The sequence below is a fragment of the Pseudomonas sp. Soil_N_39 genome (genome assembly GCF_057655955.1).
In genome coordinates, this window is the sequence record NZ_JBDGLI010000022.1 from 44,737 (window position 1) to 70,885 (window position 26,149).

The window sequence follows — 26,149 nt, forward strand, 5'->3', positions numbered from 1 at the left end:
GAGCTTGCTCGCGATGGCGGTGGGTCAGTCACATCAGTGTTGAACATGGGGCCGCTATCGCGAGCAAGCTCGCTCCCACAGGGATTTGTGTCGGCCCGAGCGTCGTGCTCGGGCCGACACCCATGGGCTCAGTTGCTCTTCACCGCATAGTCAGGCTTCTTGTCGTTGCCGGCGATGAAGGGGCTCCACGGTTGCGCGCGGATCGGGCCCTCGGTCTGCCAGACCACGTTGAACTGACCGTCGGCCTGGATCTCGCCGATCATCACCGGCTTGTGCAGGTGGTGGTTGGTCTTGTCCATGGTCAGGGTGTAGCCCGACGGTGCGGCGAAGGTCTGGCCGGCCAGGGCTTCGCGGACGTTGTCGACGTCGGTGGACTTGGCTTTTTCCACCGCTTGCGCCCACATGTGGATACCAACGTACGTGGCCTCCATCGGGTCGTTGGTCACGGCTTTATCCGCGCCTGGCAGGTTCTTGGCCTTGGCGTAGGCTTTCCAGGAATCGACGAATTTCTTGTTCGCCGGGTTATCCACGGATTCGAAGTAGTTCCACGCCGCGAGGTTGCCTACCAGTGGCTTGGTGTCGATGCCGCGCAGTTCCTCTTCGCCCACCGAGAACGCCACGACCGGTACGTCGGTGGCTTTCAGGCCCTGGTTCGCCAGTTCCTTATAGAAGGGCACGTTGGAGTCGCCGTTGACGGTGGAAATGACTGCGGTCTTGCCACCAGCCGAGAACTTTTTGATGTTGGCCACGATGGTCTGGTAATCGCTGTGGCCGAACGGGGTGTAGACCTCTTCGATGTCCTTGTCCGCCACCCCTTTGGAGTGCAGGAACGAACGCAGGATCTTATTGGTGGTGCGCGGGTAGACGTAGTCGGTGCCCAGCAGGAAGTAACGCTTGGCGCTGCCGCCTTCTTCGCTCATCAAGTATTCCACCGCTGGAATCGCCTGCTGGTTTGGCGCCGCGCCGGTGTAGAACACGTTCGGCGACATCTCTTCGCCTTCGTATTGCACCGGGTAGAACAGCAGCCCATTGAGCTCTTCGAACACCGGCAACACCGATTTACGCGACACCGAGGTCCAGCAGCCGAACACCACGGCGACCTTGTCCTGGGTCAGCAACTGCCGGCCCTTTTCGGCGAACAGCGGCCAGTTCGACGCCGGGTCCACGACCACTGCTTCAAGCTTCTTGCCGTTCACACCACCCTTGGCGTTGATCTCATCGATGGTCATCAGCGCCATGTCCTTGAGGGACGTTTCGGAGATCGCCATGGTGCCGGACAGCGAATGCAGGATGCCGACCTTGATGGTCTCGGCGGCCTGGACGGTCCAGGCCATGCCCATCGCGGCAATGCTTGCCGAGAGTGTAAAAGCCTTGATCAAGCTACGACGCTTCATTGTGCGATCTCCGTGGTCTTTGTGTTTTTCTGGATGGCAGATGCAAACGCTGAAGGCGCTTTTGCAAGGGGTGTGCCCGGTTGGGGGAAGGCGTTGAAACGCGGGGTTGGCGGGGTATGCGTGCGCGCGGACGCACCATGAGTGAACGCATTGCGGGGGCTGGTGCGAGGAGGTGCGCCACATTGGGGCGAGAGAGTTGCAAGTCCTCTGTGGGAGCGAGCTTGCTCGCGATGGCGGTGTGTCAGTCACTTCTAATCTGAGTGATCTACCGCTATCGCGAGCAAGCTCGCTCCCACAGGTTGGCTTTGTGATTCAGGAAAAGAGGATGGCTCAGCGGCGGCGCATCAGGCCGATGAAAAACAGCCCACCGATAGCCGCTGTAGCGACCCCGATCGGCAAGTCCTCCGGCGCGATCAACGTCCGTGCCGCCACATCCACCCACACCAGGAACAGGCTGCCAAGCAGCACACAGGCCGGCAGCAATCGCCGATGCTCGGCACCCACCAGGCGCCGGGCAATGTGCGGCACCATCAGCCCGACAAAACCAATCGAGCCACTGATGGACACCAGCACGCCGGTCATCAGCGAGGCGATCAAGAAGATCCACAACCGCACCTTCGCCGCATTCAGGCCCAGGGTCACGGCGGTCTGTTCGCCGGCCATCAACGCGTTCAGCGGCCGGGCCATGCCCAGCAGCAGAACCAATCCCAGCAACACACTGGCGGCTGGCACCGCGAGCAACTCCCAACGGGCCAGGCCCAGGCCACCGAGCATCCAGAACATCACCGCCGAACTGGCGCGATGATCACCGAGGAACAACAGCAGATTGGCCGCCGCCATCATCACGAAGGACACCGCCACGCCGCACAGCAACAGGCGATCACTTTCCAGACGACCCTGGCGGGCAGCGATGGCCAACACCAGCAGCATGCTCAGCAATGCACCGATGAAGGCGGCCAAGGGCAGGGTCAACAGGCCGATGATTTCCCCGACATGCAACACCACGATCACCGCTCCCAGGGTCGCGCCGGAGGTGACGCCCAGCAGGTGCGGATCGGCCAGCGGGTTGCGCGTGACCGCTTGCAGCACCGCGCCGATCAACGCCAGCCCGGCGCCTACCAAGGCACCGAGCAACAGCCGAGGGACGCGGATCAGCCAGACGATATGCTCCTGGCCGGGCGTCCAATGCACCTCGCCCACACCGAAGGCCTTGTACAGCAGCAGGTCCCAGACCACGGCCACCGGCACCCGCGCCGGCCCGAAACCCAGGGACACCACGCACGACACCAGCAGCAGTGCGCCGAGGACGATCAGCAGGGCACCGTAGCGACGACCGTTCATTGGCCGTGGAAACCCCGAGCCAGGGTTTGCACTGCCAGCACGTTATCGATGCCCGGCGTGGCTTGCACGTAGGGGATCACAATGAAGCGCCGCTGCTGGATCGCCTCCACCGATTGCAGGGCCGGGTTGTCTAGCAAGAACTGCTGCTTCTGCTCGGCGCTGACTTCGCCGTAGTCGACGATCACGATGACCTGCGGGTTGCGCTCGACCACGTTCTCCCAGTTCACCCGGGTCCAACTGGTTTCCACGTCGTCGAGAATATTGCGCCCGCCGGCCGCGTCGATCAGGGCCTGGGGCATGCCCAGGCGGCCGGAGGTCATGGCGCGGTCTTCGCCGCTGTCATACAGGAACACCCGCGGTTGTTGGGCGGGCAAGTGCTTGCGCACGTCGGCCACCTGGGCCTGCATCGTGGCGATCAGCGCGTTGGCGCGATCCTGCACGTCGAAGATCTTGCCGAGGTTGCGCAGGTCGTTGTAGGTGTCCTCCAGGGAGGCCGCCGGACGCTTCATCACGAACGCGCAGGATTCGGTCAACTCGTAGACATTGATGCCCAGCGGTTGCAGGGTCTGCGGGGTCAGGTCGCCACCCACGCGCATGCCGTAGTCCCAACCGGCGAAGAAAAAATCGACGTTGGCATTGAGCAGGGTTTCCACCGAGGGGTATTTGGCGGCCAGCTCCGGCAGGCCATCGAGGATCTTCGCCATCTCGGGCGTCACCGATTTCCAGCCACTGATGCCGCTGTAGCCGACCATGCGTGGCTTGAGGCCCAGGGCGAGCATCATCTGGGTCATGTTGATGTCATGGCTGACGGCGTGCCGAGGGGCTTCGTTGAACACCACCTGGCGGTTGCAGCTTTGGATCGTCAACGGGTAGTGGGTGGCTTCGGCCAGGGCATGGGCACTGCCCAGCAGCAGGGGCAGCAACAACAGGGAACGCAAGGTCATGGTTGGGTTATCCAGGTGATTCGTGGGTAGCCGGACAGCGGATGTTCATCCACCAGGGCCTCGACGCCAAACACCGCGCGCAGCAGCTCGGCGGTGAGGACGTCCTTGGGCGTGCCGCTGGCAACGATGCGCCCGTGTTCGATCACGTACAGGCGGTCGCAGAAGGCGGCGGCCAGGTTCAGGTCGTGGAGGCTGGCGAGGGTGCCGATGCCCAGACCCTTGATCAGTTGCAGCAATTGCAATTGATAGTGAGGGTCGAGGTGATTGGTCGGCTCGTCGAGGATCAGCAACTGCGGCTGCTGGGCCAGGGCCCGGGCAAGGATCACCCGTTGCTTCTCACCGCCCGAGAGCGTGGCGAATGCATGGTCGCCAAAGCCTGCGAGTCCGGCCGATTCCAGGGCCTGGAGCACCAACCGGCGGTCGTCGTGATTGTCGCTGTCGAACAAGCCTTTATGGGGCGTGCGGCCCATGGCGACCACTTCTTCTACCGTCAGGCCGAAGGCGTCGGGAAACTCTTGCAGCACCACGGCGATGCGTTGGGCGCACCAGCGAGAGGACTGTTTCCAGACGTTGTGATGTTCGAGTTTTACCTCGCCACTTTCCGGCCGGCTGAAGCGATAGGCGCAGCGCAACAGGCTGGTCTTGCCGCTGCCGTTGGGCCCGATCAACCCGACAAACTCCCCGGGCGTCACCTGCAACGTGGCGTCACGCAGCTGGAACTGGTGATGACAGTGGCCATGGCCCAGGGGTGTCCAGGCGAGATGAGAGAGGGTTAGCGAGGTCATGCATCTACTCAAATCATGGGTGGCGCAAGCATCCCTTGTGGGAGCGAGCTTGCTCGCGATAGCGGTGGTTCAGCTTGCATCTTTGTTGAAGTGCTGCCGCCATCGCGAGCAAGCTCGCTCCCACAGGGGAGGGTGTTCTGTGTTTGAAAGGCGGGCACGATTGTAGAGGTTTCGCACCGCCTTCCGTTAACGCACTGTCTTCAGCTTGAAGATGAAGCCGCCTCAGGCTGGCGATTGAACCGGGTAACAAGCCGGTCCAACAGCCACACCACCACCAGCGAAGCCCCCACCAACGGGAACACCAGCGCCAGGGCCAGCATGATGAACACCCCGGTTTTCCAGGTCGGCAGATCGTGGCGCAGCGGCGGCACGCCGAACTTGCCCTGGGGCCGGCGCTTCCACCAGATCACCAGGCCACTCACGGCGCTGAGCAGGATCATCAGGCAAACCAGCAGCACGAGGATCTGGTTCACCGGGCCGAACATCTTGCCTTCGTGCAGCATCACGCCGGTTTCGGTGGCGCGGGCCACGACGCTGTAGTGCTCCCAGCGCACATCGGCCAGGACCTTGCCGGTGTACTGGTCCACGTGCAGGGTGGCGTCATTGCGTGGGTCATCGGCGAACACGGCGACGGTGAACACGCCGCTGGCAGTGGTCGGCAACGTGATGCTGTAGCCGGGCGTGACCTGGCGCTCGGTGGCGATATCCTGCACCGCTTGCAGGCTGACGGTCGGGGCGGCGGGGCCTTCGTGCATGCCGCCGTGGCCCATGTGTTCGGCATGGTCGCCGGACATCGGCATCGGCGTGTTTTCCATGGCCCACGGCACGGTTTGGCGGTGGGCATTGTTGAGGCTGCCGGCCTCGACGTCGGACTTGGGCACGTCATTCCACATCGCCGCCGGGAAGCGGTTCCAGAGGTCGGCGTATTGCTTGCCCCAGAAGCCGGTCCAGGTCATGCCGCTGAGCAGCATCACCAGCAGGAAGGCCGCGCCCCAGAAACCGACGACGACATGCAAGTCACGCCAGAACAACCGACCGCGCGCGCTCCAGCGCGGCCACAGCACACCGGCCGATGATTGACCGCGCGGCCACCACAGGTACAGGCCGGAGACCACCAGCACCACGCCCCAGCCGGCGGCCATTTCCACCAGCCGATCCCCGACGGTGCCGATCAGCAACTCGCCATGGATCGCCCGGGCCATGGCTTGCAGGTTGTTTTTCGCATCTTGATCGCCGAGCACATCGCCGTGGTACGGGTCGATGAACACATTCAGTTCCCGGCCCTTGTCGATCACCACGAACTGCGCGCTGCGCTCGGCGTTGACCGGTGGCAGGTACTGTTTGACCTGGCCCTCGGGGTAGGCCTGGCGGACCTGCTTGAGCAGGTCGTCCGCCGCCAGGGTGTGATGCCCGGCCTGTACGTTCAACAGGCTGCCGTACATCAGTGGGTCGAGTTGCGGCTTGAACAGGTAGATGATGCCGGTCAGGGCCAGCATCACCATGAACGGCGCCACGAACAGCCCGGCATAGAAATGCCAGCGCCAGGCCAGGTTGTAGAAATTCGGTTTCGGTTGGCTCATTGCAAAGCGCTCCGCAGGGCTAATTGGGTTGTTATGTTTTTCGGTTGCTGCGCAACCGATCGCGGGCAAGCCTTGCTCCCACAGTCTTTGTCATTGCTGTGGGCCCCGTTGTGTTCCCTCAGCAATGGAGTACTTGTGGGAGCAAGGCTTGCCCGCGATGCTTTTAGAAACTCATGTCCACCTTGGTCCAGAGCGTGCGCCCCGGTTCGTTGATGGCCTGGGGATCGCTCGCCGGGTAGCCGAACCCGGCGTTGCCGGCCAGGTTCAAGTGCTCGGCGTAGGCTTTGCCAAACAGATTGTCGACACCGCTGCTGACCTTCCAGTGTTGATTGATGCGGTAGGCGCCGTTGAGGGAAAAGACCCCGAAGCCCGAGCTTTTACCGTAGTCCTTGCCGACCACGTTGCCCTTGTTCTCATCGACCCGGTGTTGCGCCGCCACCACCCGCCACAGGGCCCCGGCGCTCCAGCGGTCTTCGCTGTAGGTCAGGCCCAGGCGTGCGTCCAGTGGCGGCATTTGCGCCAGGGCGCTGCCGTCGCTGCTGTTCTTGCCCCAGGCATAGGCCAGGGTGGCGTCGGCTTTCCAGCGCTCGCTCAGCTTGTAGGCCGCACCCAATTCACCGCCCATGATCCGCGCATCGATGTTCTCGGCTCGGGAGGTGGTACCCATCATTCCGGGGGTGTAGTCGAACAGGATGTAGTCGCGCACCTGCCCGACATAACCCGAAGCCCAGGCTTCGAGAGTGTCGGTCTTGTACTGCAGGCCGAAGTCGAGCTGGGTGGTTTTCTCCGGCTTGATCGCGTCGAAGGCATTCAACGAGCCGCTGGGGCCGACGTTCGCCGAAAACAGCTCCCAATAGTCCGGGAAGCGTTGCGCGTGACCGACGCCTGCGTAGAGGGTAGTGGGGCTGTCGTCCAGGTCGTGTTCGTAACGGACGAAACCGCTGGGCAGTGTGTCGGCGCGAGTGTCGTCGGCGGTGGGGTTGGGGCGAGCGGACATGCCGGAACCGATGCTCTGGCGGTAATCCTTGGCCGAGGCGCGGTCGAGCCGGGCGCCAGTGATCACCCGGTCGCGGTCGGCGGCGTACCAGGTCAGTTCGCCGAACACCCCGTAATTGTGGAAGTCGGCGTCCTTGGTGTACGGCAGGTCCTTATAGGTATCCACGCCCATGCTGCTGCGTTGGCGATGCTCGTTGGTCTGGGCGTCCAGGCCGCTGATCAATTGCACATCGGCCCAGCGCCAAGTGGCCTTGACGCGGGCGCCGAGGGTGCGACGGTCCACGTTGGAGGCCATGGGCCCGGCCATCATTCCGGTGCCGGACGGCGTGCGCAGCGTGTAGTTGTCCATCACGTGGTCGGCGTAGTTGTAGTAGACCTGGGCCTCGATCTTGTCCAGCACCTCGCCGATGTTCGAGTGCTCGAACCGCAGCCCGAGGCTTTCGCGCTTGAACTGCGAGCCGTCCATGCCGCGCCCGGCGTAGCGCGCTTCACCGTCGCCCTTGCCGGCGGTCAATTCCAGCAGGGTGTCGGCATCCGGTGTCCAGCCGAGGGTGACATCGCCATTCCACTTGTCATAGCGCGATGGCACGGTGTCGTTGTTGCCGTCGCGGTAATCGTCCGAATGGGCGGTGTTGCCGATCACCCGTACGTAACCCAGCGGGCCACCGGCGGCGGCATCCACCACTTTGTCGAAACGGCCGTTGGAGCCGGCCAGCACGCTGGCGTTGACCCGGGTGCCCAGCTCGCCGAACTGCTCCGGCTCGCGCTCGAACAGCACGGTCCCGGCCGATGCGCCGGGGCCCCAGAGTACGGTTTGCGGGCCTTTGATGACGGTGAGCTTGTCGTAGGTTTCCGGCGAGATGTAGGACGTCGGCGCGTCCATCCGGCCCGGGCAAGCACCCAGCAGCATGCTGCCGTTGGTGAGGATGTTCAGCCGCGAGCCAAACATGCCGCGCAACACCGGGTCGCCATTGGTGCCGCCGTTGCGCACCAGGGCGAAGCCGGGAATGGTCTTGAGGTAGTCGCCACCATCACTGGCCGGTACCGGTTGGCGCGGATCCTTGGGGTTGGTGACGACGGTCAGGGGCGAGCTGGGGGCGATGGCGGTGATGACCGTCGGGCTCAGTTCTTCGACCTGATGGTCGTGATGTTCGTGCTCATCGGCCAGCACGAGTGGGGTGAGTAGCAGGCCGCACAGTGCGGCGATGGTTTGGCGCAAACGAACCCGTGGCTCGTTCAGGGGGCAGCGAACCTGGGCAGAGCCCAACGCGATGCCAGCAGAAAACCTGGACATGATGATTCCATCGAACAGACATAAACGACACGGTCGGGCAGCCTGAGGCTGTCTTGTGCGACCGGGGTGAGGTAAGTGTCGGGCTTACGCGTCGAGGGGCGGGGCGCGGGTGCGGGCACCCGGGAAGAGCGCTGGCCGGGCATGGCCCAGGCGTGGGGAAGGGCTGGTGTAGGTGTTGGTGTGAGGTGTGTCGAAGACGGCGAAGGTGTGGCCGCCGGGTAGCGCCGGGCAGTTAAACAGCAGGCTGCAATAACCGCATTTCTCCCAAAGCGCATGATGCTCGCTGCTCTGGGGCGGGCAATGTTCGGCTGCCGGCGCTTCGTGCGCCGTCATGTCCATGCTCATCTCCATGTTCATGCTCACAGGCATGGACATGCGCTGATCCATCGGCATCGACTGGGAAATCAGCGGACCGATAAAGATCATCAGCATGGCGAACAGGCTGATCCAGCTGCCGCGTGTCAGGCTCATGGGCTGACGGCGGGGCATGGACAGTCTGGCGCGAAGAGATTGCACGGGCGGCTACGTCTACTGGGCGTGCACGTGTGTCTTGGTGCCGTCGGGCGCTTTTTTCTGCACCGCAACGTCGACCGTGACATCCCCGGCTTTTTCGAAATGCAGGGTCATGGGGAAACGTTTGCCATCGATGAGCAGGCTGCGGTCTGTCAGCTCCAGCAGCATCACGTGATACGCCATCGGCGCGAAGGTGACGGTCGCCCCGGGGGCGATCTCGACGACGGGCACCGGTTGCATCTTCATCAGGTCGTTTTGCATCACATGCTCATGGAGCTCGGCCTTGCCGGCGATGGGCGATTCGACGCTGAGCAGTTTGTCCGCCGTCTTGCCGCTGTTGTGGATGACGAAATACGCGGCCACGGTCGGCGCATTGGGCGGCAACTCTTGAGACCATGGGTGGGCGATTTCAAGATCGCCTGCCTTGTACTGGTGAGCTTGGGCGAAACCGACGGGAAGCAGCAGGGCAGCCGCCAGGATAAGTCTGTTCAACATGGCAATTCTCCGGAACGATTCAGGGCGCAGTTTTATGCGGGAAGAATCAGGCCAGAGGCGAGGCGCGGGGATTGAGGCTGGGCCATTGCTGGCGCGGCGTGGGGCTGTCGAGCTTCGAGTGGACAGCACTGCGATGGGCCAACTGTGCATCCAGATACAACTGCGGGGCATGACCGGCGAGCGCCACCAGCGGCGCTGAGCCTGAGCAGCACCAGCAATGCTGCATCGTCGAGTGATTGTCCTGCTTTGGCGTGCCCTGCTCGAACGTACCCAAGGACACCGCGACCATTTTCGTGCCGCTGGACGAGCAGAAACTGCCCCACAGCAGTTGCTCGGCTGGCGAGTTGGCCGTCGCGCCAGCGCTGTTGGAAAGCGGCATGGCAAGCATGTTGAACAGCACTGCGAAGCAGGCGATCCAGGCAAATGCAAGCCGTTGTCGGGACATGGGGCAATCCGCTCGGTTGGGCGATCAGGTGGCGGTATTTAGCCTGATCGGGGTTGAGAAGTAAAAAAGCCACGTGCGGTGTAGGGTCGCAGGGTTGGTGTTAACAGTAGCAATAGATTTTCAAGTAGGCGCCCAGTATCCCATCACCGTTATCTTCTTCGAAACAGGCAACCCGATAAGCGACCATTTCCTCATGTGTATTGAGATAGGTGGCAGCGTCGAAGCGCGTGAATTTTTCGACCATGGCTGGCCCCTCATCGGGAGACCTCTTTGGGGCTGCTGCGCAGCCCAGCGGGAGCAAGCTCCCTCGCCACGGTGCGGCTGTACGATCAGGCCAACTGTTGCAGCCCCTGCAACACCTCATCCACCGTCCCAAACTCCCGATCCACCTCTGGCAACACCGGCCGCTTCAACACCAACACCGGCACCCCTCGCTCCCTTGCCACGTCCAGTTTCGGTTCAGTAGCCGTGCTGCCGCTGTTCTTGCTCACCAGTACGTCGATCCGCCGTCGCTCGAACAGTTCACGCTCGCTCTCGATGTGAAACGGCCCACGGGCCCCAATCACTTCGCAGCGTTCGTTACCGGGGTAAACGTCCAGGGCGCGCAGGGTCCAGAATTGCTCTGGCGGAATTTCATGCAGATGTTGCAGCGGCTCACGACCGAGGGTGAACAGCGGGCGGTGGAAGGGTTGCAGGGCCTGGATCAGTTCGCTCCAGTCGGCCACTTCGCGCCAGTCATCGCCGGCCCGGGGTTGCCAGGCCGGACGGCGCAGCGCCCAGCAGGGAATGCCACAGGCACGGGCCGCGTGGGCGGCGTTGTGGCTGATCTGGGCGGCGTAGGGGTGGGTGACGTCTAGCAGCAGGTCGATACCTTCGGCGCGGATGAATTGCGCCAGCCCTTCGGCGCCGCCGTAGCCGCCGACGCGCACCTGGCAGGTCAGGTCCGTGGGGATGCGACCGATGCCGGCCAGGCTGTAGATGTGTCGGGGCCCGAGGGTGCGGGCGATAGCCAGGGCTTCTGTGACGCCACCGAGCAGCAGGATGCGTTTCGTGACAACGCTCTTCATGATAAAGCTCCGGCGTGGCCGACGATCCCACCCTGACGGTCGATGGCGAAGACTTCGACCTGGACCTGGGCCGGCACCACACTGCGGGCGAAGGCCAGCGCGTGCTCGCACACCGCGTCGCCAAGGGCGATGCCGGCGGCGCTGGCCATGGCCAGGGCTTGTTGGCTGGTGTTGGCTGCTCGGATGCCCTGCTGCAACACCTCATCGGCACCGATGGCGGCGGCCCATTCGGCCAGTTGTGGCAGGTCGATGCTCGAGTGGCGGCTGTGCAGGTCCATGTGGCCGGCGGCGAGTTTGCTGATCTTGCCAAAGCCGCCGCAGAGGCTGAGTTTTTCCACCGGCACCTTGCGCAGATGTTTGAGCACGGCGCCGACGAAGTCGCCCATTTCGATCAGGGCGATTTCCGGCAGGTTGTAGACCCGGCGCATGGTGTCTTCGCTGGCATTGCCGGTGCAGGCGGCGATGTGCAGGTAGCCGTTGGTTTTCGCCACGTCGATGCCTTGATGAATCGAGGCAATGTAGGCCGCGCAGGAGAACGGCCGGACGATGCCGCTGGTGCCGAGGATTGACAGGCCGCCGAGGATGCCCAGTCGCGGGTTCATGGTTTTCAGCGCCAGGGCTTCGCCGTCCTGAACATTGATCGTGACTTCGAAACCACCGGCATAAGCGCTTTCCTCGGCCAGACGGCCCAGGTGATCGTTGATCATTTTGCGTGGCACCGGGTTGATCGCCGGCTCGCCGACGCCCAGCACCAACCCCGGTCGCGTCACCGTGCCCACGCCGCGACCGGCGACGAAACGCACGCCGGGTTCGGCGATCAAGCGCACCTGGGAAAACAGCAGGGCGCCGTGGGTCACGTCCGGGTCATCGCCGGCGTCCTTGATCGTCCCGGCCTCGGCGCCTTGCTCGGTCAGTCGGCAGAACTCCAGGCGCATCTGTACTTGCTTGCCCTTGGGCAGCACGATTTCCACGGCGTCGGCTTCGGTGCCGCGCAGCAGCAAGCGGGCTGCCGCCAGACTGGTGGCCGTGGCGCAACTGCCGGTGGTCAAGCCGCTGCGCAGGGGGGCGGGTTGTTCGGCGGTTTCGTCACGCATCGAGAGGTTTCGTCAGGTCCAGCAAGGTAATCGGCAAGGCCTGGCGCCAGGTGTCGAATTCGCCCAATGGCTGGGCCTGGGCGATGTGGATCCGGGTCAGTTCACCGCCGTGACGTTCGCGCCAGTGCATCAGGGTCATTTCGCTTTGCAGGGTCACGGCGTTGGCGACCAGCCGACCGCCGGGCTTGAGTTGGGCCCAGCAGGCGTCGAGCACGCCTTCGCGGGTGACGCCGCCGCCGATGAACACCGCGTCTGGCCGCTCCAGGTTCTCCAGCGCCTGCGGGGCGCTGCCGCGAATCAGTTGCAGGCCGGGCACGCCGAGGGTATCGCGGTTGCGTTCGATCAAGGCTTGGCGACCTTCGTCGGCCTCGATGGCCAGGGCCCGGCAACTGGGGTGGCTACGCATCCATTCGATGCCGATGGAGCCGCTGCCGGCACCGACATCCCAGAGCAACTCGCCGGGGGTTGGGGCGAGGCGGGCGAGGGTGATGGCGCGCACGTCGCGTTTGGTCAACTGGCCGTCATGCTCGAACGCGGTGTCCGGCAAACCGGCCAGGCGCGACAGGCGCTGTGTCGACGGTTCGGCCCGGCATTCGACGGCGATCAGGTTCAGGTCGGCGACGGTGTCATCGGACCATTGCGCGGCGCAGCCGTCGATCCGTCGTTCTGCCGCACCGCCCAAATGCTCCAGCACGGTCATGGCGCTCGGGGCGAAGCCGCGCTCGCATAGTAACGCCGCCACGGCGGAAGGGCTGTGGCGGTCGTTGCTCAGCAGCAACAGCCTGACGCCTGTGGATAAATGCCCATTGAGCGCCGTCAGGGGACGCGCCACCAGCGACAGCGTGACCACCTCCTGCAACGGCCAGCCCATGCGCGCCGCGGCCAGCGAACAGGAGGAGGGCGCGGGGATGACCAGCATCTGATCACTTGGCACCTGTTTCGCCAGGCTGGCGCCTACGCCGTAGAACATCGGATCGCCGCTGGCCAGTACACACACCGGTTCACCCTGCCGAGCGAGCAGCGGTTCCAGGGAGAACGGGCTCGGCCACAGCTCCCGCTCGCCGCGGATACACAGTGGCAGCAGCGCCAGTTGCCGGTCGCTACCGACAATGTGTGACGCCCGCAGCAAGGCATGGCGAGCCGTTCGGCCCAGGCCCTTGAAGCCGTCTTCACCGATGCCCACTACGGTCAGCCAGGGGGTCATCTCTGTTCCTCGAATGAATGGGGTTGATCGACAGGCGCGTTGCCGCCGCGAACCGGGCCGCCATCATACCGCGCCCCGGCGGATCAGGCGCCTGGCGCAACATCATTGTGGCTGCTAGACCGCTTTCGCGAGCAAGCCCGCTCCCACAGGGGATTTTGGGTGAACACGGAATCTGCGCCACAACCTGACCAAAACTGTGGGAGCGGGCTTGCTCGCGAAGGCGGCGGTCCATTCAGCATCAGCTTTTCAGACAGACCGCTATCGCGAGCAAGCTCGCTCCCACAGGGGATCTGGGGTGAACACAGAGTTTGTGCACAACCCAATCAAAACTGTGGGAGCGAGCTTGCTCGCGATGGCGGCGCAACAGCCAACCTCATTGGAACAAGCCGCCCGTGTTCTTGAGCAATCTCGCTTCAATCCGACCAGCAAGCTTTTCATGACCCCCGGCAAAGCAGGCATAATGGCGCTCCTTCGCCGTTGCGGCGTGCCTATCTACCGGTTATCCCTTGAACGAACGTCCATCCTCCAACGTCATCCGCCCTTCGGGTTGCCCGGGGTTGCTGCGTGTTGTCCAGGCGTTGGACGGTGGGATCTGTCGGATCAAGCTCGATGGCGGGGCCATCCAGGCGGATCAGGCCGAAGCCGTGGCGTCGGCCGCCGAGCGGTTTGCCGGGGGCGTGATCGAGGCGACCAACCGTGGCAACCTGCAAGTCCGCGGCATTGGCCTCGAACACGCTGCGTTGATCGAACAATTGCTGGCCGCCGGGCTTGGGCCTCGAACCCCGACTGGCGATGACGTGCGCAATCTGATGCTCAGCCCCGCGGCCGGGATCGATCGGCAGATGCTGTTCGACACCCGTCCATTGGCCGAGCAGATCCTCGTCACCCTGCAAACCCATCAACGCTTCCATGAACTGTCGGCCAAGTTCGCCGTGCAACTGGACGGCGGTGAAGCCATGGCGATGCTCGAACATCACCACGACCTGTGGCTCTCGGCCCTTGTCCATGACGGCGAGCCCTGGCTGGCCTTCGGCTTGGCCGGCACCCCGCTGGATGAACCGGCAGGCAGGGTGCCCCTGGCCCAGGGGCATGCCTTGGTGGTAGCGGTGCTGGAGCTGTTCCTCGACCTGGCCCGCCCGGACCAGATCCGCATGCGCCATTTGCTGGCTGAAATCCCCATGGATGAATTCATGGCGCAGTTGACCCGTCGCGTGCCGCTGCAAGCTTGCCTGGATTGGCAGCGGGATATGTCCAACGACGGACTGCACATCGGCGTCCATCCCCAGCACGACGATCGTGTCTACGTCGGCGCCGCAGCGCCCCTTGGCCGGCTCGATGCGGTCATGCTGCGGGAGGCGGCGCAGTTGGCACGGGAGAAGGGCGACGGCAGCCTTCGTTTCACGCCTTGGCAAAGCCTGTTGCTGCCCAACGTGTGCATCGAGGATGCCGACGAAGTGCTGGCGCAGCTCCAAACGCTGGGCCTGCTGGTTTCGGTCGACCAACCCCTGGCGCAACTCATCGCCTGCACCGGTTCCAGCGGCTGCGGCAAAGCCCTGGCCGACACCAAGGCCGACGCCCGCCAACTGGCCGAGCAGTTGCAACGCCAGGGCCAAACCCTGAAGGTTCATCTGTCGGGCTGCCCGCGTTCCTGCGCGGCGGCCCATGTCGCGCCTGCCACCTTGCTGGCGGTCGCCCCCGGTCGTTACAACCTGTATTTTCGCGATGCCACGCTGCCGGGTTTCGGCGCGTTGCAGGCACACAATCTGACTATTGAAGCGCTCGGCCACTGGCTCGACGCTCGCCCCCGGAGCCCCCTTGATGCTTGATTACATCCGCGACGGTCAGGAGATCTATCGCAACTCCTTCGCGATCATCCGCGCCGAAGCCAACCTGGCGCGCATTCCGGCCGACTTGGAGAAACTCGCGGTGCGGGTGATCCACGCCTGCGGCATGGTCGAGGCCATCGATGGCTTGCAGTTTTCCGAGGGCGCGGGCACGGCTGGGCGCCAGGCGCTGGCTGCCGGCGCGCCGATCCTGTGCGATGCGCGGATGGTTTCCGAGGGCGTGACCCGCGCTCGCCTGCCGGCTAACAATCCGGTGATCTGCACCTTGCGCGACGAAAGCGTGCCGGCATTGGCCCTTGAACTGGGCAACACCCGTTCGGCCGCTGCGCTGGAGTTGTGGCGCCCACACCTTGAGGGCAGCGTCGTGGTCATCGGCAACGCACCGACCGCGCTGTTCTACCTGTTGGAAATGCTCGATGCCGGCGCGCCGAAACCGGCATTGATCCTCGGTTTCCCGGTGGGCTTCGTCGGCGCCGCCGAGTCCAAGGCGATGCTGGCGGCCAACAGCCGTGGCGTGCCATTCGTGATCATGCAAGGCCGCCTGGGCGGCAGCGCCATGGCCGCCGCCGCCGTCAACGCCCTCGCCACGGAGATTGAATGATGCAGCAGCCTGGACGTCTGATCGGCCTCGGCGTGGGCCCCGGTGACCCGGAACTGATTACGGTCAAGGCTCTGCGCCTGCTGCGCGAATCGCCCGTGGTGGCGTACTTCGTCGCCAAGGGCAAGAAGGGCAACGCCTTCGGCATCATCGAGGCCCATTTGCAGGACGCGCAGACGTTGCTGCCACTGGTCTACCCGGTCACCACCGAAGCGCTGCCTGCGCCGCTGTCCTACGAGCAGGTGATCGCCGATTTCTACGACACCGCCGCCGAACAGTTGGCCGTGCACCTGGATGCCGGTCGCGACGTGGCGGTGATCTGCGAGGGCGACCCGTTCTTCTACGGCTCCTACATGTACCTGCACGATCGCCTGGCCGAGCGCTATGAGGCCCAAGTCATTCCCGGCGTGTGCTCGATGCTGGGCGGCGCTTCGGTGCTCGGTGCACCGCTGGTCTATCGCAACCAGAGCCTGTCGGTGCTCTCCGGCGTCTTGCCCCACGACGATCTCAAGCGGCGCCTGGCCGACGCCGATGCGGCGGTGATCATGAAGCTGGGACGCAATTTTCCCAAGGTTCGCCAAGTGCTTCAGGAACTGGGCATGGATGGGCGGGCGCTGTACGTCGAGCGAGCGACCATGGCCAACCAGAAAATCGTGCCGTTGGATGAAGTCGAGCCGATGTCGTCGCCGTACTTCTCGCTGATCATCGTGCCGGGCGAACGGTGGCAGGGTTGATGGCCGCCAAGACGCCGGCCATCGTCATCCTCGGCCCCGGCAGCCTGGCAACGGCGCGACGGATCCAGCAGCGCTATCCCGAAGCCCTGATCCACGGCCTGGCCGGGCGGGTCGAGGGGGATCGGCAATACCTTGAGTTCGGCGCGACATTGCGCGAACTTTATCAACAGGACACCCCGATCATCGCCCTGTGCGCGGCGGGTATTGTCATCCGTACCCTGGCGCCGCTGTTGCTGGAAAAAGGCGCCGAGCCGCCGGTGCTGGCAGTGGCCGAGGACGGCAGCGCCGTGGTGCCGCTGTTGGGCGGCCTGGGCGGGGTGAATGGTATGGCCCGGGACATCGCGGCCACGCTGCATGTCGCGCCGGCGATCACCACCAGCGGCGAATTGCGTTTTGGCACCTGCCTGCTCAACCCGCCTAGCGGCTACAGCCTTGGCGACCTGGAGCAAGGCAAGCGCTTCGTCTCCGACCTGTTGGCCGGTGAATCGGTGCGCATCGAAGGCGCAGCACCGTGGCTGGATCAGGCGCAGTTGCCGCAAGATCCGCAAGCCCGACGCACGATCCACGTTGGCCATGCCGAACGTGAGGCGAGTGCCCATGAGCTGCTGATTTATCCGCGCAGTGTCGCGGTGGTGGTGAGCGCCGAGGTGGCTGATTTGCCGAGCACCGTTCGTGCCACTTTGCAGCAAGCGAAAGTGGCGGCTCAGAGCCTGGCGTGCCTGGTGGCGGCGGAGACGCTGATGGCCAGCACGGCCTTGCGTGAAGCCGCGTTGGAGTTCGGGGTGGCGCTGCGCTTTGTGGCGGCGACCGGCGATGCCGCCACCTTGGCCCGCGATTCGGTGCCGGCGGCGACCCTCCTTTCGACGACGGACAACCTGGCCATCGCCGTCGCCGCGCAGCCCTTGGAGGTGGCCCGGATCGGTCGTCCGCGTGGACGCCTGGCGGTGATCGGCCTGGGACCGGGCGCGGCCGAGTTGATGGTCCCGGCGGTGAAAGCCGAACTGGCGCGAGCCACCGATGTGCTCGGGTACGAAACCTATGTGCGCATGGCCGGTCCGTTTCGCGACGATCAAGTGCTGCACTGCACCGACAACCGCGAAGAAATGCAGCGCGCTCGCCACGCCTTTGAACTGGCTGCCCAAGGCCGTTCGGTGATCGTGGTGTCATCCGGCGACCCGGGTGTCTTCGCCATGGCGGCGGCGGTGCTCGAAGCGCTGCACGACTCCAGCGACCCAGCCTGGCATCAGGTTGACCTGGAGATCCTGCCCGGCGTGTCCGCCTCCCTTGCCACCGCTGCCCAGGCTGGTGCGCCGTTGGGGCATGACTTCTGCGTGATGTCGCTGTCGGACAATCTCAAGCCCTGGTCGATCATCGAAAAACGCCTGGACCTGGCTGCCCAAGCCGACCTGGCATTGGCCTTCTACAATCCGATTTCCCGTGCGCGACCGTGGCAATTGGGACGTGCGCTGGAGATCGTCGCCCGGCACCGAGCGCCGGAGACGCCGGTGGTGTTGGGGCGTGATATCGGCCGCCCGGGCCAGACCTTGCGTGTCACTACGTTGGGGCAACTGACCCCGGAGCAGGTCGACATGCGCACCATGGTGCTGATCGGTTCTTCCACCACCTGCATGTTCCCGCGCGCATCCGGTGGGAGCTGGGTGTACACGCCTCGTTGGTATGGGGCCAAACCTGCCTGAACCGCGACCCTGTTCTGTGCTGGGGAAGTTAGCGTGGCGAGGGAGCTTGCTCCCTCGCCACAGGATGAATATGGGCTTCAGAATTGCGCTCTCGATTTTTTCACTTTAGTTGTCGTCCGTATAAATAAAATAGCAAGTTGTAGTCTTATTTCTCCTTTGAAATGCATTGAAAGCCTTCCTGTTTGAGTTGCTGGGTTTTAAACGTTAGTTTGCATGCCTGATAAGTTGTCGGTGTGCGCTTGTCAGTGTTTGGCGAAAAGTTCATAGATCGCCAAGTTGCAAAATATTAGTTGAATAACAGCTCGCCAGAACACCTTCTGGTGGCGGCGTTTTTATGTGCCTGTTCTTTATGTGGCGGAACAGGCCAGGGAGTATCTTTTTATGCAGGAAGCGAACATCAAGACCGGCGACAGCTCGGTCGGTTTCATCAGCCTTTTCAAACTGGCCGACCTCGACCGGGCACTGTTGCCTTACAAGAACACTGAGCACTACGACACGGTCATCCGTTATTATTTTGCCTGTATCGGCATGCCGGATTCCCACAGGCTGCTCGAGCCATTAGGGCTCTTGAAGCAGACGCTCGCCAAGCTGGTGGGCAAGCGCAGGGTCAAGCGCAGCCAGGATACGCATATCTCCAGTCCTGCCGGTGCCGGGATTGACCTGCCGCAGATATACGACAGAGTCGAACAGCATGAAGCGCGCCTTCAGTTCAGTACCGAGCAGATGAAAAAGTTGCCCACGCAAGTACCTAAGACGTTTCACTTCGTCTGGCTCGGCGGTGGCCTTGGCGATATTCAGCGCGATTACCTCACTGTATGGCGAGAGGTGTTGGCCCGACAAGGTTATACCCTCAATCTCTGGTATGACAGCGATGCATTACTGGCTTGGCAAACCAATAAGCTTATTGTCGAGGCCGCCAAGGCCAATGTTTTTTTACAAGACCCGGATGAGCGTATTACCGAAGTCGAGTTGGGTGCCCTGTACAACGAACATGCCCTTGTTCTGAAACAACAGATGCAGGCCCATATCAATGCCGCGGTGGCGAATGGCGGATCCGCCGATGAGGCCCGGATCGATTTATTGACCCGCGCCTACGGTCAGGATGCGCAAGTGCTGCGCCAACAGTTGGAACGCAATCGGCGCACTGTCCTGGACATGGACGGCTTCACGTTGCGTGATCTTGCCGCTGGTGCGGTTTCGCTGCAGTTGCAGGAGGTCTATGACCGGGAGATGCGCTTGCTCGGCAATATGGCGGCGGCATCGGATGTGGTGCGCGCGGAAGTCCTGTACGCCGAAGGTGGCAGTTATACCGATATCGACCACCTTCCGCCGTTATCGGCGACCCTGGGCGGCGTCGACATCAGCGGTTTTGACTACGATGCCCGTCTGGGCACTCTGCAATTGCTGCTGAACGAGAACCCCGAATGGATGCCGGGTCGCCAGGCCTCCTCCCGTTATCGTGTGCATATACCTGCCGAGCACCTTCCGGCACTGGAAGCGTTCGCGCGAAGCCGGCCAAGCTTGAGCGAGGTCTTCGAGCTGCCGGCGGAGCGGCTGGCCCGGCCTTTCGCGCTACGGGCCTTGAGCATGGAGCTGTCGTTATCCAATGCCTTTCTGATGGCCCATCCGGGCGCCGGGATTCTTAAAAGCGTGATTGATCGTATGCGCTCCAACTACGCGCTGATTGAAGCGTCGGTCCAACTGGCCGCCCAGCGCGATGTTGCCCTGAGCGACGTTGCTGGCATGTTGGGGCTGGTGGAAGAAATCTTCGAACAAACCGATGGACCGCTGAGCCGCCTGCCGATGGGTGAAGTGCTCAGGGCTATCGCGCGAATATCGGCCGTGGCCACCCATTTCGGCGACGGCATTCGCTTTGAGAGCGAAGGCACTGTCCATCTGACGGGCCCCGGTGCCATGCGCGACGGCATGGCCGACTACGCGAACGCGCACTTGAGCACGGCAGTTGCCAAGACCTTGCGCGAGGAGGCGGGCATCGCCCCCCACCTGACGGTGAACAGCGCCACCGAAGAAGAGCAGGACCACTCCTGGAAAGAAAATGGCAACCAACCCGAAAAATGGGTCGCCAATGAGCAGGCACGCTGGCGTGAAGGTCAGTACCGCACGCGCTACAGCGGCGACATCACGCAGTTGCTCAAGCATTCGACCGTGGAGTTCCAACAGGGCTGGCCGCTGATCGAGGGGCGGGCGGTGTTGCTGACCGATGTGCTGGAACGATTGGTCGAGGGGCTCGGTGAGCCGTTCCTCGAGGCGATGAGCCAGGGCCATGACGGTGAAATCCGTTTCGACAAGCCGTTGCCGCTGAGTTTCGATGATCGCCAGCGTATCCGGCGCCAGGCGCCCGATACGCTGGTGCCGGTGTTCCTGAGCGATGCCAAGATGCAAAGCCTGGGGATCGACGACGTGCTGAACGAGATCGCCAGCGGTACCCGGCGCGTCATTGAGGTCAGCCCTGTGCAAAGGTTGTCACTGGGCGTGTTGCTCGGTTTGGACACCTTGGATAACCCGCGCTTCAATGCCTCCACCAGTGAGCTGGATAACCTGGCCAACAGCGTTGCCGAACAGGGTGTGTCCGGCCGTTACGCGGTCATCGAGCGGCAATTGTTCAAGCGCAAGGCGGCAGGGTTCATGAGCGGCCTGGTGAGTGATCCGGCGGATACGCCGCTGCCGCCCGACAGCGCGTTGGAGCTGAAGAAAACCGCCTTGAAACAGGCGCGGACGCTGCTTCAGTGGGGCCGTCATGTCGCGCGGATCCAGAAAGTGGCGACCCTGGAGCACCGTCTCCAGGTCGTCGAACGCTCCGCGCAAGTGTTGGACGGATTCGGTCATGCCGGTGTGCAAATGGTCCCCCAGGATTTGCTGCTCAACGGTGATGGCGAGGCTATTGGCGGGCGCTGCTATCCGTTGGCGTTGGTGATGAGCGCAGCGCTTGCCCAGGGCGATGCGTCCTCCGGGCACTTGCGCGAGCGTTTCTTCCTCGCGGTGCTCGACCCCGGGCAAGCCGATTCCCAAGCCTTCCTGCAAACCCTGGAAGCGCTGCGGGACGTACCGATGACGGATGTCGGAACGCGTCTGGGGCAGGCGAGCCTGGATCAGGTCAGGGCCACGCTCGAGATACACACTGGCCCTCGTACGCTGATGCTCAACTCGGACAACCATTCGATGCTGGTGGCCAAGACCGTCAGCGGAGAACGTGTCGCCTATCATTTTTTCGACCCCAACTTCGGCCTGTGCAAGTTCGACCATGCGGATGGCCTGCAACGGGCGCTGGAGACGTTTTTCCGGACCGAGGGCATGGCTCGCTACTACGCCGCCTATGGCCCTGACGCTCGACCGGAATTCGATCTGATTGATCTGCACAGCCAAAAGATCGCCGGCTTGGAACTGGCTGACGGGTTCACCGTGGAGCACCTGCTCAAGCCCGACCCGTTGCCCGGAAAACCGGCGCTCGCGATTCGCCAGCGGCTGAACAGTGCCCACGGTAGATCCCTGGTGGACAACTCACACCTGGGCAGCAGTTTGCTCGAGCTGGATAGCCACTGGTGGGGCCAGCAGATCGCCCAGGCAACGGTCGCTTTGCAGGATTTGCATGACTCGGCGACGTCGCTGGTGCCCTTGTTCGACACGCTGGAAATCACCCCCGAAGGCAAATACCGGGTGAGCCTGATCGATCCCGCGCAACCGCAACAGCCGGTTCAGGTGCTCAGCGACGATCAGCGCCTGTTGCGGATCAAGAACTGGCTGTCGGAACAGTTTTCGACCCTGGCGCGCAAACCCGTGGAAACGGCTGGTGTCCTGGACCCGACCGAGGCCAGCAGTGTTCATACCCTCAATGCCGGTTTCACCATCCAGGCCTTGATGAATGTCTTGCGCGGCCGGGAAGGGGATGACCGAACGCTGACCACCGCGGTGCGCCTGCACGCGTACGTCAACTATGCGCAGTTGGTGCACGGCAATGTCGTGGACGTGGCGGGCCTGGTGCAGTTGGCCCGCACCGCGCTGACGGAAGAACGGCTGATCGCCCGCACGTGCGCGCCGATTGTCGGCCAGGCCCTGGGACATGCGGCCAACGAGGGCGCCGGCGCGGTGTTGGGGCTGGCCAATGTCGGCTTCGATATCTATCAACTGAAGACTGCGCAAACCGGCATCGAGACCGCGCAGTTCGGCACCCAACTGACCTTCGACTCTGCCAGCCTGGCCTTGACGGCGGGCGGCGTCGGGGCGGGGTTGGCCGGGGCATCGACCGCGGCGGCGGTGCTCGGCGGCGTGGGGGTGATGCTCGGTGGATTGGCCGTCGGGGTCGCAGCCCTGGCCCAGGGGTTTGCCACCATCGCCCGCGAGGCACGGCAAGTCGGCCAGTTTTTCTCCGACCTGGAGCAGGCCTACCGTGGTGACGGCTACCACTACGATCACTCGCTGGCCGCATGGGTGGCACGGCCGTCACTGCTGGTCAAAAGCATCGACCTGAACGAGGGGACGCTGCTGCTCGACAGCCCGAAGCTGTACCCGCTGCGCGATCATTTCGGTGTGCCGAGCTTCGATCCTGATGACGAGCGGACCATCGATATTCGCCGGGAGCTAGGGTTGCCCGGGCAGGTCGGGTTCGCGCCGCCCGCTGGCCAACCCATCGTGCTGCCCTGCACGCCACAAACCACGTACGGCTATGAATACAAGGCGCTGCCCTTCGCCCGCTGGCGCCATGATCGCGGTTTCGACACGGCCCGGCGGCTGGAGAAAAAGCAAGCGGACGGCACCTGGTTGTTTCTGTTCTCGTTCTATTCGTTTCCTTCCGACTACATCCTCAATCGCCTGAGCCCGGTGTATGGCGATACGGTCATCAAGGTGAACCTGGATGCGCTGGAGCGCACACTGGTGGTTCCCGTCCTGCCGGATGCCTGGCAAGGAAAGGTGTTCTATTGGCTCAGGGGCGCGGGCGGGCGCTGTACCGTGATGCTCAATCCCGGGGCCGACATACGGCTTGTCGCTCCGAACCAGACGTATTGCCGCTGGGTGTTGCAGGCAACCTGGGCCAAGGAGCGTGATATCCGGGTTGAGCCTTCCGGCGAGCTGTACATCGGCAGCGTCCATGTCACCCGTGTCGGCCGCCAGGAAGTGCTGATCCGCACGGCCGAGCAGTTGTTCAGCGTCACCCAAGGCAAACAGCAACTGGACCTGGTCGAGCAGACGGCGCCCGCGGGGCTCGACGAGCAGGCGCTGCTTGACCGCTACAAGGAGCTGGCGCGGGAGCATCGATTGGCGCTGCCGTATACGCCGGTCCAGCGTTTCCAGATCCCGTTCGAGGATGCCCGGCTACCGCGCTACACCACGGCCTGGTATGACGCCCACGAAGACCGCTTCCTCTACATTCGCGACGACTTGGAAGTGCTCGGCGAACCGCAGCTGTCGGTGGTCCTGGAGGGCTCTGCGTATTTCCACGACCCGGAGCAATTGCAGATCTGGCAAACGGACTGCGCCACGGGCCTGCTCAAGCGCCGTTACCTGTTACTCATCCAGGATGGCCAAAGCACCATTCGCAGCGTCGAGGCGGACGCCCAGGGCGTGATTCATGTGGTGCAGGAATACCTCGTCGAGAATAAAACCGTCCGGCAATACCGCTACCTGATTCATGACGGGCAATTGTGGTTGAGTTCCGTCACCTACGATACGGCGCCGCAGTTGCAAGCGCTGCTGTTGGCCAACGATACCCTGGCTGAGTGGTCGTCCGTGCTCGGCAACTTTTTGCGACTGCCCTCCGGTCCTTCGGACAATGGGCTCACCACCGTCGATTGGCAGCCGGCGCCGTATGTTTCGATCTGCTGGGCGATTGCGCCCGATGTCCGAGACATGGCGTGGGTCCGCCGTCGTGATCGTCAGCTGATCCTTGCACAACCGGCCAAGCATCATGCCCGTGGCTGGGACGATTCGATCAAGCACCTGGACGGCCTGATGCTCTTGCCGATGGCCGATGACAGCGATGTGTTCTTCGTCTACCAGCGCGTCACCCCCAACCAAACGCTCTGCCGGCTGCAACGCAGCGTGAAGGACGGCAAGGCGCAATGGACGCATCGCTGGGTGCAGCCCGACGGACTCAAGCAGATCCTGGCTGTCGAAGGGGGCTACGTGACGCTCGATGAAAACGGGCTGTTTTTCAACCTGGCGGCGCAAGGGACGTTGCAGTTTGCCGGCGTGAGTGAGCACTGGCTCAAGGGCCGTGCCCGATGGTGGCAGGCGCTGGAGCCGCTGGCCAAGGGTTACCCGGACAAGGATTTCGCCATTGCCGGCCTGCGCAATGCCGCCGGTGACGGCAACCTCTGTGCCTGGTACGTGAAGCACCGATTGTTGTTGTGCGATCCGGGGTTCGACAAGGAAGTGCGCTTGCTCGGCGTGACGCCGGACAATCAGTCGGTCTGGCTGTTCGATCGGTCGAGCGGTGAAGTCGTGAGCCAGGCATTCTTCGATCCGCAGCAACTCGATCAGGTATTCGGCGCCGGCTCGCAACTGTTGCCGGGCGCCAGCCTGCCAGCTTATCAGCGCGAGTGGACGGGCTGGCGGTTCGCCGATGTCACCCCCGAAGGCACTGGATTGCGTGGCATCAGCGTGGACGGTGTGTCGCTGGCGCTGCGTCATCAGGAAACGGCGACCATCACCGGGGTCAACCACGCCTGGGTGAGCGCCCAAGGGGATCACTTGGTCGAAGCCCTCCAGCGATTGCTGGACGCGGCGCAACATACCGAGTTCGTCTCGGTGGAGTCCGAGCCCGGAAGCCTGCAATGGTACGACGTGCAAAGTGCCCGGCTGCTGCGGGTCACCGGCAAGAACTTGCCCGAGGACTTTACCTTGCTAGGCACTCAAGCCCAGGTGAACGTGCTGCTGCACGAGCACCAGGCTGGGCGGGTGCTGATCTATCCGGACAAGCGCAGCATCGGGCCGTTCGATTACGTCCAGCGCAACGCTCAGGTGCTGGTGGTCGAGGGGGAGAAGATCGGCCGCGATCTCTTGCCGCTGATTCCCGATGAGGTCAACCGGTTGATCCTGCGCATGGGCCAGGGCGTGGAGACCTGCCATTTGACGAAGGCGGTGTGGCTGAAGCTGGAGTCGGTCATTGTCGACTGTCGTCCTGCCTTGGGTGAAACACCCGCCACGGCGAGCACGTTGATCTGGGCATTCGATGAGCCTGGAAAACTCCTGTTCGAGATCGTCCAGGCGCACCTGGTCATTGTCGATCCGGACAGTGAACGCTGCTTGATCCTGCGTGATGTGTGTTCCGTCGATCCGGTCTTGCGCGGTGAAATAGGCCTGGGCTTCAACGCTGCGCAATCGCGCCCGGTATCGACGTTCGTGGCGCGGTTAAAGGGTCTGGGTGCGACTGGCAGTGCAACCCTGAAAGAGCTGCTGGCACCAGCGTCGCTTGCAGAATAAGCCGCCTCCCTTTTACGGCACCAGGTAGCCCTTCACCCCGGTAAAAATGATCTGCGCCGCCAGGGCGCAGACAAACAGCCCCATCAGGCGGCTGACGATCTGCAGGCCCTGGTCGCCGAGGATCCGTTCGATGCGGCTGGACAGGTAAAGCACGACGCCGACGGTGAAGCTCGCCAGGGCGATGCTGATGATGGCCATGAGTTTGTCGTCCCAGTGCGGCTGGCTCACGCCCATCACCAGCAGGGCGCCGATAGTGCCGGGGCCGACGGTCAAGGGAATGGTCAGCGGGACGATGGTCACGTCCTGCTGCACGTTGTCGGTCTGCACGGCCGACTTGCCCTGAGCCATGCCCAGGGCCGAAATGAACAGCACGCTGCCGGCGCCGATACGGAACGCATCCACGGTGATGCCGAACACGCTGAAAATCACCCGTCCGAACAGATACAGCAACACGCTGGAGACCAGCGTCGCCGTTGCGACCTTCCAGGCCAGGCGGCGTTGTTCCTTGCGTGAATAGCCGCGAGTCAGGCCGATAAAGCAGGACAGAACGAAGAAGGGGCTGTAGAGCACCAGCATCTTCAGGTAAACGCTGAACAGCACATGGAGCATGGTTGAGGCTCGCGACGAATGAATTTGACGTGGAGTCTATCAGGCGTCGGGGTGTCTGTCGGCTCGTGGCAAGGGAGA

18 protein-coding genes are annotated in these 26,149 nt (G+C 63.3%); 5 read left to right on the top strand and 13 right to left on the bottom strand.

Translation table 11 applies throughout. From position 1 onward, the window contains the following. Positions 1–128 precede the first annotated feature (128 nt). The 12 genes from urtA to cbiE form a co-directional block, all read right to left on the bottom strand. Positions 129–1,394, bottom strand: coding sequence for an urea ABC transporter substrate-binding protein (gene urtA / locus AC3A5O_RS25010; protein WP_487753863.1), 1,266 nt, complete (start codon positions 1,392–1,394; stop codon positions 129–131). Positions 1,395–1,724: 330 nt separating this feature from the next. Next, complete coding sequence (locus AC3A5O_RS25015; protein WP_305469519.1) at positions 1,725–2,735, bottom strand: FecCD family ABC transporter permease; 1,011 nt, start codon at positions 2,733–2,735, stop codon at positions 1,725–1,727. Then, the gene (locus AC3A5O_RS25020; protein ID WP_305469521.1) at positions 2,732–3,679 is read right to left on the bottom strand and encodes an ABC transporter substrate-binding protein; all 948 of its coding nucleotides are present in this window, start codon (positions 3,677–3,679) and stop codon (positions 2,732–2,734) included. The genes AC3A5O_RS25015 and AC3A5O_RS25020 overlap by 4 nt, the downstream gene beginning before the upstream one ends. After that, on the bottom strand, positions 3,676–4,464 hold the full coding sequence (locus AC3A5O_RS25025; protein WP_122567255.1) for an ABC transporter ATP-binding protein: 789 nt from the start codon (positions 4,462–4,464) through the stop codon (positions 3,676–3,678). Before AC3A5O_RS25025 ends, AC3A5O_RS25020 begins: the two co-directional genes overlap by 4 nt. Positions 4,465–4,664: 200 nt before the next feature. After that, complete coding sequence (locus AC3A5O_RS25030; RefSeq protein ID WP_487753864.1) at positions 4,665–6,044, bottom strand: PepSY-associated TM helix domain-containing protein; 1,380 nt, start codon at positions 6,042–6,044, stop codon at positions 4,665–4,667. A 163-nt stretch (positions 6,045–6,207) separates the two neighbouring features. Continuing rightward, positions 6,208–8,334, bottom strand: a complete 2,127-nt coding sequence (locus AC3A5O_RS25035) for a TonB-dependent copper receptor (RefSeq protein ID WP_487753865.1) — start codon at positions 8,332–8,334, stop codon at positions 6,208–6,210. 84 nt (positions 8,335–8,418) lie between these two features. Beyond that, positions 8,419–8,805 carry a DUF2946 domain-containing protein gene (locus AC3A5O_RS25040; protein ID WP_305471143.1) on the bottom strand — a complete coding sequence of 129 codons (387 nt, stop codon included), beginning with the start codon at positions 8,803–8,805 and terminating at the stop codon, positions 8,419–8,421. Between the two features lie 57 nt (positions 8,806–8,862). Further along, positions 8,863–9,342, bottom strand: coding sequence for a copper chaperone PCu(A)C (locus AC3A5O_RS25045; protein WP_122567251.1), 480 nt, complete (start codon positions 9,340–9,342; stop codon positions 8,863–8,865). Positions 9,343–9,388: 46 nt separating this feature from the next. Further along, positions 9,389–9,787: a DUF2946 domain-containing protein gene (locus tag AC3A5O_RS25050; protein ID WP_487753866.1), complete on the bottom strand. Its 399-nt coding sequence runs from the start codon at positions 9,785–9,787 to the stop codon at positions 9,389–9,391. 329 nt (positions 9,788–10,116) lie between these two features. Further along, entirely contained in the window at positions 10,117–10,854 is a 738-nt protein-coding gene (locus AC3A5O_RS25055) for a cobalt-precorrin-6A reductase (protein WP_487753867.1), read from the bottom strand. Then, positions 10,851–11,948: a cobalt-precorrin-5B (C(1))-methyltransferase gene (locus AC3A5O_RS25060; RefSeq protein ID WP_487753868.1), complete on the bottom strand. Its 1,098-nt coding sequence runs from the start codon at positions 11,946–11,948 to the stop codon at positions 10,851–10,853. Before AC3A5O_RS25060 ends, AC3A5O_RS25055 begins: the two co-directional genes overlap by 4 nt. Then, entirely contained in the window at positions 11,941–13,152 is a 1,212-nt protein-coding gene (gene cbiE, locus AC3A5O_RS25065; RefSeq protein ID WP_460080449.1) for a precorrin-6y C5,15-methyltransferase (decarboxylating) subunit CbiE, read from the bottom strand. The genes AC3A5O_RS25060 and cbiE overlap by 8 nt, the downstream gene beginning before the upstream one ends. A gap of 506 nt (positions 13,153–13,658) precedes the next feature. On the opposite strand from cbiE, the gene cobG reads away from it, so the two are divergent. The 5 genes from cobG (at position 13,659) to AC3A5O_RS25090 (ending at position 25,462) form a co-directional block, all read left to right on the top strand. After that, positions 13,659–14,978, top strand: coding sequence for a precorrin-3B synthase (cobG, locus tag AC3A5O_RS25070; RefSeq protein ID WP_122567246.1), 1,320 nt, complete (start codon positions 13,659–13,661; stop codon positions 14,976–14,978). Beyond that, positions 14,971–15,597, top strand: coding sequence for a precorrin-8X methylmutase (locus AC3A5O_RS25075; protein ID WP_003197389.1), 627 nt, complete (start codon positions 14,971–14,973; stop codon positions 15,595–15,597). Before cobG ends, AC3A5O_RS25075 begins: the two co-directional genes overlap by 8 nt. Continuing rightward, on the top strand, positions 15,597–16,328 hold the full coding sequence (locus AC3A5O_RS25080; protein WP_018608198.1) for a precorrin-2 C(20)-methyltransferase: 732 nt from the start codon (positions 15,597–15,599) through the stop codon (positions 16,326–16,328). Before AC3A5O_RS25075 ends, AC3A5O_RS25080 begins: the two co-directional genes overlap by 1 nt. After that, a complete protein-coding gene (gene cobJ, locus AC3A5O_RS25085) occupies positions 16,328–18,025 on the top strand; it encodes a precorrin-3B C(17)-methyltransferase (protein WP_487753869.1) in 1,698 nt (565 codons plus the stop codon). Before AC3A5O_RS25080 ends, cobJ begins: the two co-directional genes overlap by 1 nt. 381 nt (positions 18,026–18,406) lie before the next feature. Further along, positions 18,407–25,462, top strand: a complete 7,056-nt coding sequence (locus tag AC3A5O_RS25090) for a TcdA/TcdB pore-forming domain-containing protein (protein WP_487753870.1) — start codon at positions 18,407–18,409, stop codon at positions 25,460–25,462. A gap of 12 nt (positions 25,463–25,474) precedes the next feature. On the opposite strand, the gene AC3A5O_RS25095 is transcribed toward AC3A5O_RS25090, so the two are convergent. Then, positions 25,475–26,071: a MarC family protein gene (locus tag AC3A5O_RS25095; RefSeq protein ID WP_003186248.1), complete on the bottom strand. Its 597-nt coding sequence runs from the start codon at positions 26,069–26,071 to the stop codon at positions 25,475–25,477. Positions 26,072–26,149 lie beyond the last annotated feature (78 nt).